Below are 11,275 nucleotides of genomic sequence, written 5' to 3' on the forward strand. Positions count from 1 at the left end.
CGAAACGCTCGCTCAAGGGCTGAAGCGCGAACTCAAGGTCGTTATCCCGGCCAAGGACATGGAAGCTCGTATGAACGAGCGCCTGGCCGAAGTGAAGGACCGTGTGAAGATCAACGGCTTCCGTCCGGGCAAGGTGCCGGCCGCGCATCTGAAGAAGATCTACGGCAAGTCGATCATGGCTGATCTCGTCAACGAGATCGTCCGCGAAAAGCCGACCGAGATCCTGTCGGGCCGTGGCGAAAAGTCGGCGACCCAGCCGGAAGTCGCGATGACCGAGGACGAGGCTGAAGCCGACAAGATCCTCAACGCCGAAGCAGACTTCGAGTTCACCGTTGCCTATGAAATCATTCCGGCGATCGAACTCAAGGACGTCAGCGGCATCAAGGTGACCCGCGAAGTCGTCGAGATCGCTGAGGACGAAGTCAACGAGCAGATCCTGAAGATCGCCGAAAGCGCCCGCAGCTACGAATCGAAGAAGGGCAAGGCCGCCAACGGCGACCGCGTCACCATCGATTACCTCGGCAAGGTCGACGGCGTTGCCTTCGACGGCGGCAAGGACGAAGACGCTGAGCTGGTTCTCGGCTCCAACCGCTTCATCCCGGGCTTCGAAGAGCAGCTCGTCGGCGTCAAGGCTGGCGACGAGAAGACCATCACCGTCACGTTCCCGGCTGAATACCCGGCAGCAAACCTTGCTGGCAAGGAAGCGACCTTCGACATCACCGTCAAGGACGTCGCCGGCGCCCAGGACATCGAAATCAACGACGAACTGGCCACCAAGCTCGGCCTCGAATCGGCTGACAAGCTGAAGGAAATCGTCCGCGGCCAGATCGAAAGCCAGTATGGCAACCTGACCCGTCAGAAGGTCAAGCGTCAGATCCTCGACCAGCTCGACGAACTCTACCAGTTCGAAACGCCGGAGCGCCTCGTCGAAGCCGAATTCGAAAACATCTGGCGCCAGATCAACACCGACCTGCAGCAGGCCGGCAAGACCTTCGCTGACGAAGAAACCACCGAAGAAGAAGCCCGCGCCGAATACCGCAAGCTCGCTGAGCGTCGCGTCCGCCTCGGCCTCGTTCTCTCGGAAATCGGCGAAAAGGCCGGCGTTCAGGTCAGCGACGACGAACTGCAGCGTTCGCTGTTCGAACAGCTGCGCCAGTTCCCGGGCCAGGAAAAGCAGATCCTCGACTACTTCAAGAACACCCCCGGTGCCGCCGCTTCGCTGCGCGCCCCGCTGTTCGAAGAGAAGGTCGTCGACCACCTGCTCGGCGAGATCTCGGTAACCGACAAGACGGTTTCCAAGGAAGAGCTGACGGCTGACGACGAAGAAGGCGAAGGCAAGGCTGCCAAGAAGGCTCCGGCCAAGAAGAAGGCTGCTGCCAAGGCTGACGCCGCTGAAGGCGAAGAAGCCGCCGCTCCGAAGAAGAAGGCTCCGGCCAAGAAGAAGGCCGCTGACGACAGCGCCGAGTAATCGGACCAAAGCCTTAGAAATCGAAAGGCCCTGCCGCTTGCGGCAGGGCCTTTTTCGTTCGGTCGTCTATGTCCGGTGTCGACGGCAGCGCCCGTCAGGACAGCTCGAGAACGAGAGCTCGGTGGTCGGAAACTTCCGGCTCAGCGACGGCATCGAACTGTGAGACATCGACGCTGGCGTTCACCAGCATGTAGTCGGCGAAGCGACCGTCCTTCTTATAGTGCGAGGTTCGGGTGTCCGTGTGGCCGCGCGAGACGATCAGATCGGTCAGGCCAAGTTCGGCAAGCCTGTCGAAAGTGATGCTGTCGGGCAGGACGTTGAAGTCGCCGCACACTACCAGTGGCTCGTCCCCGGGCCAGACCTGGCGAATGAGCTGCAGGAGCGCATCGGCCTGGGCGGCGCGCTCCGGACTATCGGACTTGCCGTTGACGGTCCGCAATCCGTGCATTTGCGCGATGGTAATGGCGCGGCCGCTGCCATGGTCGAACAGCCGGATGCAATGGGCGTTGCGGGCGCGCGGGTGAGGGCCCCAGCCGTCATGCGAGTATGTCCCGTGAACAAATCCGAGCGTTTGCCCGATGACGGAGTGGCTTCGCCGGACAAAGGTCGCGAGCCCGAACTCGGACGCGACGGGCCTTTCGCCGTCAAACAGCGTGCCCCGGGCGGTCGGGCAGTAGAAGCCGTCGTGACCGGGCAGAAGGGCAGCGATTTCGTCGAAGAGATTGGCGCGTTGCGGCAGTTCGACGCCTGCGTCGCGATAGGTCAGCCATTGCGCATCGGCGTCAGGCGAGCGCCCGATTTCCTGCAGGCAGAACACGTCGGCATCGACGTCGGCGAGATAAGCCATCAATGGCGAATGGAGCTTGCCGCCCCAGGCATTAAGCGAAAGGATGCGCATGGCGTTCTTGCCTCTTTGTTGCGAGAGGTCAAGCTATCCGATTCGCTGGCGCGTTGGGCACCAGCGCGCTTCTTGCCCGCAGGCTTTCGACACGACCGCACCCGCCTTCGACAGACACTGCTAGAGGGCGATCTGTCGCCGTCGCGTTCGTGACGCGTGCGGTTGCGTCGCTTGCCGCTTACGCTTTTGGCAATTCCTGCTTGATTTCGCCCATGCGGTTCCAGGCGTCGAGACCGGCGATCTTGTAGGCTTCGGCGAGCGTCGGGTAGTTGAAGGTGTTCTCGACGAAGTACTCGACGGTGCCCTTGAGGTTCAGGACGGCCTGGCCGATATGGACGAGTTCGGTCGCACCTTCGCCGATGATGTGCACGCCGAGCAGGCGGCGGGTCTTCAAGGAGAAGATCATCTTCAGCAGGCCGGAATCGAGGCCCATGATGTGGCCACGCGAGGTCTCGCGGAAGCGCGCCATGCCGCATTCATAGGGAATGCCGCGTTCCCTGACTTCTTCTTCCGAAAGGCCGCAGGTGGAAATCTCGGGCACGGCATAGATGCCGTAGGGAAAGTACTTCTGCGGCTCCATGGCGATTGCGCCGACGGCGACGCGCGCTGCGATGCGGCCCTGCTCCATCGACGTCGAGGCGAGGCTCGGGAAGCCGACCACGTCGCCGGCCGCATAGATGTTCGGGACCGACGTCTGGAAGGTCTCGGGGTTGACCTTGAGCCTTCCGCGGTTATCGGCCTCGAGCCCGGCTGCCTTAAGGTTGAGCGTGTCGGTCGCGCCCATGCGACCCGCGGCGAAGAGCACCATGTCCGTTGTGATCTTGCGGCCATTGTCGAGCGTCAGCAGCACCTTACCATCGCCGAGGCGCTCGACCTTGTCGGCCTTCTGCCCGAGATGCAGCTTCATGTTGCGGTCGCGCAGCTGATAGATGAAGTCCTCGACGATCTCCTTGTCGATGAAGTCGAGCATGGTCGTCTTCGGATCGATGACCGTCACCTGCGTGTCGAGCGCGCTGAAGATGGTGGCATATTCGATGCCGACGACGCCGGCGCCGATGACGACGAGCGAACGCGGCAGCTCGGCGATATCGAGCAGTTCGTCGCTGTCGAGCACGGTCTTGCCGTCGAAGGGCATGTAGTCCGGCCGGAACGGCTTGGTGCCGACGGCCAACATGATGCTTGTACCGGAGACAAGCATCGTTTCTCCGTCATCCTTGACGACTTCGAGCGTGGTCGGATCGACGAAACTTGCTCGCCCACGCATCTGCTGTACCCGGTTGCGGGCAAACTGATGTTCGAGAACCTCGACCTCGTGATTGAGCGTAATGATCAGCCGCTGCCTCAGGTCGTCGGCGCTGATCTCCTGCTTGACGCGATAGGAGCGTCCGTAGAACCCGCGTTCACGCCAGCCGGAGAGATTGAGCGCTGTCTCGCGCAGGGTCTTTGACGGGATGGTGCCGGTATGAACCGAAACGCCGCCGACGCGCTTGCCTTGCTCGATGACGAGAACCTTCTTGCCGAGCTTGGCGGCCTGGATGGCGCCGCGGCGACCGGCCGGCCCGCTTCCGACAACGATGAGATCGAACTGGTTCATGGGCGTATCCGTTGCAAGATGGAATCGTTGTGCGCTGCGAAAGTTCTCGCTTCGATGCCTCTATACCGCCAATTGCACGGTTTGATGAAGTGGTTTTCATAGCTGAAAACTGGTGGATGAGAATATAAGGGAATGCGCGTATGCTTGGCATCGTGACGACATGCCGGGCCCATCGGTGTCGTGTTTGCCTGGGAGGGTCGCGATGGGATTGGAGCTGACGAACAGGGTCGTGCCGCAGCCGACGGCGGAAGCCGCAGACCCGCAGGTCGAACAACGGCCGGGCGTCGTCGCTGCGGCGGTTTACGAGAATGGCGTTCGGGTCCGCGATATCCGCGTCGAGGATGCCGGCGAATGGCGGGCGCGCCCGGGTGTCGTGATCTGGATCGGCCTGCACGAACCCGAGCCCGATCTGCTCCGGCAGGTGCAGCGGGAGTTCGACCTGCACGATCTGGCGATCGAGGACGCCTGCAAGGCGCACCAGCGGCCGAAGCTAGAAATCTACGGCGATTCGATGTTCATCGTCGCGCGCACGGCGCACATGGTCGGCGACGAGATCGCCTTCGGTGAAACCCATCTTTTCGTCGGGCGCGGTTATGTCGTTTCGGTCCGGCATGGCGCTTCGACGTCCTACATGGCCGTCCGCCAGCGTTGCGAATCCTCGCCGGCAGCCCTTGCCCACGGCGAGAACTACATCCTCTACTCGATCCTCGATTTCATCGTCGACAACTACATGCCGGTGATCGAGGCGATCCATGAGGAGGTCGAGGAGCTCGAAGATCGGCTGCTCAGGGAGCGGCTGATCAAGAAGGATATCGAGCGGCTTTATCTGCTGCGTCGCAATCTGCTCAGGTTGCGCAATGCGGTGGTACCGCTCGTCGACGTCTGTCGGCGCCACGAACATATCGAGCTACCGGGCATGGACGCGGCGATGCAGCCGCTCTTCCGCGACGTGACCGACCATGTGCGCCGTGTCCAGGAGGATATCGATGCGTTGCGCGAGGTGCTCGCCTTCACCTTCGAAACAAGCCTGATGGTCGGGCAATCCGAACAGACGGAAATTTCGCGCAAGCTCGCGTCCTGGGCGGCGATCCTCGCCGTGCCGACGGCGATTGCCGGCATCTACGGCATGAACTTCGACGACATGCCGGAGTTGAAGTTCCGCTACGGCTATTTCGTCGTGCTGGCGGTGATCATCGGGTTGTGCGGAACGCTCTATCGGTTTTTCCGTCGGGCCAAGTGGCTGTAAGCGGGAACGCCGTCATTGCCAGGTCCTGAATTCGGAGGGTGTGGTGGCAGGCCTTCTGGAAACGCTCGCCGATTTGATCGGCACAAGCTGGAGGCAGCGCGATGTGGCGAGGCGCTACTCGCGCACCTTCCTGTGCCGCTGCGGCAGCCACGTGTTTTTCGGCAACATGCTTTGCAACAGCTGCCAGTCGCCGCTCGGATACCTGCCTGGTGAAGATGCGCTGTTGCCGCTCGACCTCGGCCCACAGCCCGGCATCTGGGTCGCAGGCGTGGAACGCCCGTTGCTGAAGTATTGCGGTAATCGCGAAACGCCGGCGCAGTGCAACTGGATGCTGGAGGCCAGCGAACCGGGCGACCTTTGCATCGCCTGCCGGCTGAACCGCACGATTCCGAACCTCGATCGCGAGGATAATGCGCGCTACTGGGGCCTGCTTGAAGCGGCAAAGCGGCGGCTTGTGTCGCAGTTGCTGGCGCTCGGACTGCCGGTGAAATCCAAGGTCGACGAGGACGAGGCCCACGGTCTGATGTTCGATTTTCTCCGTTCTCCGCCGGAAGGACCACGGGTGCTGACCGGGCACGCTGACGGCCTGATAACGGTCAACATCGAGGAGGCGGATTCGGTCGAGCGGGAGAGAATGCGGCTTGAACTGCATGAGCCCTACCGCACGCTGCTCGGCCACTTTCGTCACGAAGTCGGCCATTACTACTGGGATCGGCTCGTTCTGAACGGGCCCTGGTTGGAGCTGTTTCGCGTGGTTTTCGGCGACGAGCGTGCCGATTACGCCAAGGCGTTGCAGGCGAACTACGAGAACGGTCCACCCGCCGACTGGGGCGATCGATACATCACCTCGTATGCTTCCACACACCCCTGGGAGGACTGGGCGGAAACCTGGGCGCACTACCTGCACATGATCGACAGTCTGGGCACTGCGTTTGGGTTTGGCTTGGACGCGGAGGATCTCGAGGCGATGATCGAACCGTTCGAGCGCGACGCGCTGTATGCGCCTGACGATGCCGGTGCCGACAGCTTTCTGTCCTTGCTAAATTCCTGGGTCGAAATGACCATGGTGCTCAACGAACTGGCGCGCAGCTTGGGTCAGCCGGACTTCTACCCTTTCGTGATGTCGAAACCCACAGCTGCGAAGCTCCAGTTCGTGCACATGGTCGTTGAAGATTCCCGCACGGTGGCGACGACTTCAGGAGTGGCGAGGCTTCTTGGCTGATGAGCTTTTCCCGCTGATGGGAGGCCTTTCCGTGCGTGATCCAGCTGCCGGATCGATCAGAACAGCCGCAGCCCCTTCAGGCTCACGTGCCCGTCCTTGCCGATGATGATGTGATCGTGCACCGCGATGCCGAGCGGTCTCGCGGTCTCGACGATCAGCTTCGTCATGTCGATATCGGCGCGCGACGGCGTCGGGTCGCCGGATGGGTGGTTGTGCACCAGGATGATCGCGGTGGCCGAGAGTTCGAGTGCACGCTTCACGACTTCGCGCGGGTAGACCGGCGTATGATCGATCGTGCCTTTCTGCTGCACTTCGTCGGCAATCAGCGTGTTGCGCTTGTCGAGGAAGAGGATGCGGAACTGCTCCTTGGTCTCGTAGGCCATCGCCGCGTGACAATAGTCGATCACCGCGCTCCAGGAGGACAGGACCTGCTTCTGGTGAAGCTCGCTCTTCAGCGTCCGATGGCCGATCGTGGATATCAGCTTGAGGTCGAGAGCCACCGTTTCGCCGATGCCGCTGACTTCCTGAAGCAGCGCCACCGGCGCGCCGAAGACGCCGGCAAGCGTTTTGAAGCGCGCAAGCAGCGCCTTGGCGATCGGTTTGGTGTCCTTGCGCGGGATCAGCCGAAACAGCAGCATTTCCAGGAGCTCATAGTCGGCCAGTGCCGTATCGCCGTGTTCGCGATAGCGCGTCCGCAGCCGGTCGCGGTGCCCGTGGTAATGCGCTTCGGCAGCCGGCGCCTTCTTTTCGGCCGGTGCCGTGTCGAGCAATTGTGGGAAAAACGTCCTTTCGTCCGCCGGTGGCGCCATGTCGCCGTCAGCGGAGATCGGACGCTTCGTCATGCGGCGCCGAGCGTGTTGACGCCAGGCTTGAAGAGGCCCGCCGGCGACAAGGTGAAGATCTCGCAACCGTCGGCGGTCACGCCGACCGTGTGCTCGTACTGGGCCGAAAGCGACCGGTCGCGGGTGACCGCCGTCCAGCCGTCGCCAAGCACCTTCACATGCGGGCGGCCGAGATTGATCATCGGTTCGATGGTGAAGATCATGCCTTCGCGCAGTTCCGGACCTTCGTTGGCGCGGCCGTAATGCAGGATGTTCGGGGCATCATGGAACAGCTTGCCGACGCCGTGGCCGCAGAAGTCGCGCACGACCGAGCAGCGCTCGGCTTCGGCATAGGTCTGGATCGCTTCGCCGATCGCGCCGGTGCGGGCGCCCGGCCGAACCGCGGCGATGCCGCGCATCAGGCTTTCGTGGGTGACATCGAGCAGCCGCTCGGCCGCGCGCTTGATCTCGCCGACCGGATACATGCGGCTCGAATCGCCGTGCCAGCCGTCGACGACATAGGTGACGTCGATGTTGACGATATCGCCGTCACGCAACGGCTTGTCGTTGGGGATGCCGTGACAGACCACATGATTGATCGAGGTGCAGGAGGACTTGGTGTAGCCGCGGTAGTTCAGCGTGGCGGGCAGCGCGCCGTTGTCCATGCCGAACTCGAAGACAAAGCGGTCGATCTCGTCTGTGGTGACGCCGGGCTGAACGCGCGAGACCAGCGCGTCGAGGCAGCGCGCCGTCACCTGGCAGGCCTTGCGCATGCCTTCAAAACCGTCCGGTCCGTAGAGCCTGATGACGCCGGTGTTTTTGTAGGGGGCAGACCCTGCCTCGATGTAAGTCACCATTCCAAAACTTTCATTTGTTCCAAGCGGATTTCATAGAGCAGCGAGGGCCGCTTCGTCCACTGTCATCAGCCCGGACGGCCGGATTTGGCTCGGCGAAACCTGACATTTGACGGCGTAGGCTTCGACCCCGCGCGCCATCGCACGATCAAAGGCTTTCGCATAGGCCGGGTCGTAGTCGCGGCAGATCCTTAAATGGTCGCAATCGCCCCGTTGCACAAGGTAGATCATGATGGCGCGATGCCCCCCTTCGACCATGTCGCCGAGTTCGTCGAGATGTTTGGCGCCGCGGGTCGTCGGGCTGTCGGGAAACTCGGCAAGGCCGGGCGTTCGACTGAAATGCACGTTCTTGACCTCGACATAGGCAAGGCCCCGTTCGCGGTCGCGGAGGAGAATGTCGATGCGTGAGTTGCGACCGTAGCGCTGTTCGCGTGCGAGATGTTCGTAGTCATGCAGGTTGGACACGAGCCCGAGCCGGATGGCCTCTTCCGCCAGTCGGTTCGGCAGGCCGGTATTGATGCCCACCGTCGTGCCGTCGGCTTCGACGATTTCGAGCATGTGGCGGTACTTCCGCGTCGGGCTGTCATGTTGCGACATCCAGATGCGCGAACCAGGCGCCGTCAGCCCGCGCATCGAGCCCGTGTTCGGGCAAAAACCGGTGATGGCGTTACCATTCGATAACAGCGCATCGAAGAGGAAGCGCTTGTAGCGCTGCACGAGGGTTGCTTCCACAAGCGGGGGATCGAAGTTCAAGAGACGTCCTGCAACTGGATCATGCCCGGGCGCGCACGTAGGAGCCTGGCGCTTCCTCGAGCGTGTTCAGCGGACCACCGGGTTTTCGAGCCGGAACGCGGCGCTTGTCGAGCTTTTCGAGCCACTGATGCCAGTGCGGCCACCAGGAGCCCGGGGTTTCCTTCGCGGCCTTGAACCAGTCGTCGAACTCGCCCTTGGGCGCGCCGCCGGTCCAGAACTGGTACTTGCCCTTGTCCGGCGGGTTGACGACGCCGGCGATGTGGCCGGAGCCGGAGAGAACATAGGTAACCTTGCCGCCGAAGGAGGCGCTGCCGAGGAAGACCGAGCGCGGCGGGGCGATGTGATCTTCCTTGGTGGCGAGGTTGTAGATTGGGATCTTGACGTCGCCGAGCGAGACCTTTCGGCCCGCGAGCATCATCTCGCCCTTTGACAGCTTGTTCTCCAGGTAGCAATTGCGCAGGTAGAACGAGTGGTTGGCGGCCGGCATCCGCGTCGAATCGGAGTTCCAGTAGAGCAGGTCGAAGGGCAGCGGATCCTGGCCCTTGAGGTAGTTGTTGACGAAATAGGGCCAGATCAGTTCGGAGGCCCTGAGCATGTTGAACGCCGTCGCCATCTTCGAACCGTCGAGATAGCCGGTGGCGCTCATGTTCTGCTCGATCTGGCTGATCTGATCCTCGTCGACGAAGACCTTCAGGTCGCCTGCATGGGTGAAGTCGACCTGCGTCGTAAAGAGCGTCGCCGAGCGGATGCGGTCGTCGCCCTCGGCCGCGTGCAGGGCAAGGGTGGCCGCAAGCAGCGTGCCGCCGACGCAATAGCCGATGGCGTTGACCTCGCGCTCGCCCGTCGCCTGTTCGACGATATCGAGCGCAAAGCCGATGCCTTCGCGGGCGTAGGCTTCCCAATCCTTCTTCGCGTGCCGCTCGTCCGGGTTCACCCAGGAAATGACGAACACGGTGTGACCCTGGTCGACAGCCCATTTGATGAAGGATTTCTGCGGGTTGAGGTCGAGCACGTAGAATTTGTTGATCCAGGGCGGGCAGATCAGGAGCGGTCGCTTCAGCACCGTCTCCGTCGTCGCCTCATATTGCAGCACCTGACAGACGTCGCTCTGGGCGATGACCTTGCCGGGGGTGATCGCGATGTTCTCGCCGATCGCGAATTTGCTGGTATCGGTCTGCCTGAGCTTGAGGTCGCCGCGGCCGGCGGCGATGTCCTCGGCAAACATCTGCATGCCCTTGACGAGGTTCGCCCCGCTCGATGCCACGGTTTCCCTATAGAGTTGCGGATTGGTGGTCACGAAGTTGGTCGGCGAGAGGGCACTCGAAACCTGTCGCACGTAGAACGCGGCCTTGTGTTTTGTATGGTCGTCGAGCCCTTCCGCGTCCTCCACCATGCGTTCGGCCCAATCCGAGGTGACGAAATAGGCCTGGCGGATGAAGTCGAAGAACGGGTTCTTCACCCAATCCTCGTCGGTAAAGCGCTTGTCGTTGCGCAGAAGGGCAGGTGCATCCGCCGTTACGTCTCCGGACATGCGGTGAAGCGTGCGCGACCAGATCTCGAAGAAGCTCCCCATCAGGTGGGTCTGGGCTTCCAGCGTGCGTCGCGGGTCCGACAGCCAGTATTCCGAAACCTTGGAAAGCGTCTTCACCATGTCGGTGACCGGCTCGGCGAAGGTGTCGGATTTCTGTCCCGATTCACGCGGTGCCAGCCAGGCGGATGCCGCCTTGCCAAGCTGTTCCATGGCGCGGGCGAGGTTGACTGCGAGGCTTTCCGGATCCTTGACGATATAGGGTTCGACAGATTTGGGGTCGAAGCCTGCGAAGCCGTCCTTGCCTTGCGCATTCCTCTCTGCTGTCACCCGGCGTCCTCCACAGCATCTTGTTTGTTTTGTATTTTTACATTCTGCCCGAAAATGATTACAAGGGCTAGCGCATCGTCGCGCCGTCAAATCAGAGGTCTTTTTCAGCATGCTTGCCGTCGGAAAACAGCGCTCCATCACCTGGCTAGCAGGGATCGTCCTCATCGGCACGCTTGCAGGCTGCAACAGCCAGACGACCAATTATGATAATTACCCCTCGGTTTATGGCCAGAAGCCGGCTGCGACGACCCAGATGACCAACGACGAAGCGGCAAGCATGCAGGCCCGGCTGACGTCGCTCGGCGCACAGCGCAAGTCCGGCGCGATCTCCGAAGCGGAATATCAAAGACGCCTGACGGAGATGCGCGCGCTCGCCGAACAGCACGGCACGGACACGCTGAAAGAGATCCAGAATTAGCACTTGCCTTTCCGGTGATTTGGACGCAAAGCGTTCAATGGCCGCATGGACGGCCGTTCACCACAGCGCACGGTTTCGCAAAGGCTAGAGCCGCTGGCGGGAGCGTGCGCCAAACGAGGTTTGGAGATGGAAGAGTTTCACAA

The 11,275-nt window shown here is 61.9% G+C and carries 10 protein-coding genes; 4 read left to right on the forward strand and 6 right to left on the reverse strand.

The annotated features are described in order from the left end of the window. The coding region (gene tig / locus VGO12_RS30150) for a trigger factor (RefSeq protein ID WP_327516413.1) at positions 1-1,468 on the forward strand (1,468 nt) is incomplete at its 5' end. A 94-nt stretch (positions 1,469-1,562) separates the two neighbouring features. Here tig and VGO12_RS30155 read toward each other — a convergent pair. Together VGO12_RS30155 and sthA are read right to left on the reverse strand one after the other, a co-directional pair. Beyond that, positions 1,563-2,366: an endonuclease/exonuclease/phosphatase family protein gene (locus tag VGO12_RS30155; RefSeq protein WP_327516414.1), complete on the reverse strand. Its 804-nt coding sequence runs from the start codon at positions 2,364-2,366 to the stop codon at positions 1,563-1,565. Positions 2,367-2,544: 178 nt separating this feature from the next. Further along, a complete protein-coding gene (gene sthA / locus VGO12_RS30160; RefSeq protein WP_327516415.1) occupies positions 2,545-3,960 on the reverse strand; it encodes a Si-specific NAD(P)(+) transhydrogenase in 1,416 nt (471 codons plus the stop codon). A 202-nt stretch (positions 3,961-4,162) separates the two neighbouring features. On the opposite strand from sthA, the gene VGO12_RS30165 reads away from it, so the two are divergent. Continuing rightward, positions 4,163-5,206, forward strand: a complete 1,044-nt coding sequence (locus tag VGO12_RS30165) for a magnesium and cobalt transport protein CorA (protein WP_327516416.1) — start codon at positions 4,163-4,165, stop codon at positions 5,204-5,206. Positions 5,207-5,249: 43 nt separating this feature from the next. After that, complete coding sequence (locus VGO12_RS30170; protein ID WP_327516417.1) at positions 5,250-6,428, forward strand: zinc-binding metallopeptidase family protein; 1,179 nt, start codon at positions 5,250-5,252, stop codon at positions 6,426-6,428. Positions 6,429-6,484: 56 nt separating this feature from the next. On the opposite strand, the gene radC is transcribed toward VGO12_RS30170, so the two are convergent. From radC to phaC, 4 genes are read right to left on the reverse strand one after another with little or no spacing between them, the layout of a single operon-like run. Continuing rightward, complete coding sequence (radC, locus tag VGO12_RS30175; protein ID WP_327516418.1) at positions 6,485-7,270, reverse strand: RadC family protein; 786 nt, start codon at positions 7,268-7,270, stop codon at positions 6,485-6,487. After that, positions 7,267-8,106, reverse strand: coding sequence for a type I methionyl aminopeptidase (map, locus tag VGO12_RS30180; protein WP_327516419.1), 840 nt, complete (start codon positions 8,104-8,106; stop codon positions 7,267-7,269). The genes radC and map overlap by 4 nt, the downstream gene beginning before the upstream one ends. A 30-nt stretch (positions 8,107-8,136) precedes the next feature. Beyond that, entirely contained in the window at positions 8,137-8,856 is a 720-nt protein-coding gene (sfsA, locus tag VGO12_RS30185) for a DNA/RNA nuclease SfsA (RefSeq protein ID WP_327516420.1), read from the reverse strand. Positions 8,857-8,875: 19 nt separating this feature from the next. After that, positions 8,876-10,714: a poly(3-hydroxyalkanoate) polymerase subunit PhaC gene (phaC, locus tag VGO12_RS30190; RefSeq protein WP_327516421.1), complete on the reverse strand. Its 1,839-nt coding sequence runs from the start codon at positions 10,712-10,714 to the stop codon at positions 8,876-8,878. Between the two features lie 109 nt (positions 10,715-10,823). On the opposite strand from phaC, the gene VGO12_RS30195 reads away from it, so the two are divergent. Beyond that, positions 10,824-11,132 (forward strand): SHOCT domain-containing protein, encoded by a 309-nt coding sequence (locus VGO12_RS30195; RefSeq protein ID WP_327516422.1) that lies wholly within the window; start codon positions 10,824-10,826, stop codon positions 11,130-11,132. The last annotated feature ends 143 nt before the right edge of the window (positions 11,133-11,275 follow it).

This window comes from Ensifer sp., from assembly GCF_035999135.1.
In the GTDB taxonomy this organism is placed as follows: Bacteria; Pseudomonadota; Alphaproteobacteria; order Rhizobiales; family Rhizobiaceae; genus Ensifer.

Coding starts and splice junctions, on each gene's coding strand:
- sthA (WP_327516415.1), bottom strand. CDS start 3,960: ATGAACCAGTTCGATCTCATCGTTGTCGGAAGCGGGCCGGCCGGTCGC.
- VGO12_RS30195 (WP_327516422.1), top strand. CDS start 10,824: ATGCTTGCCGTCGGAAAACAGCGCTCCATCACCTGGCTAGCAGGGATC.
- map (WP_327516419.1), bottom strand. CDS start 8,106: ATGGTGACTTACATCGAGGCAGGGTCTGCCCCCTACAAAAACACCGGC.
- radC (WP_327516418.1), bottom strand. CDS start 7,270: ATGACGAAGCGTCCGATCTCCGCTGACGGCGACATGGCGCCACCGGCG.
- VGO12_RS30165 (WP_327516416.1), top strand. CDS start 4,163: ATGGGATTGGAGCTGACGAACAGGGTCGTGCCGCAGCCGACGGCGGAA.
- VGO12_RS30155 (WP_327516414.1), bottom strand. CDS start 2,366: ATGCGCATCCTTTCGCTTAATGCCTGGGGCGGCAAGCTCCATTCGCCA.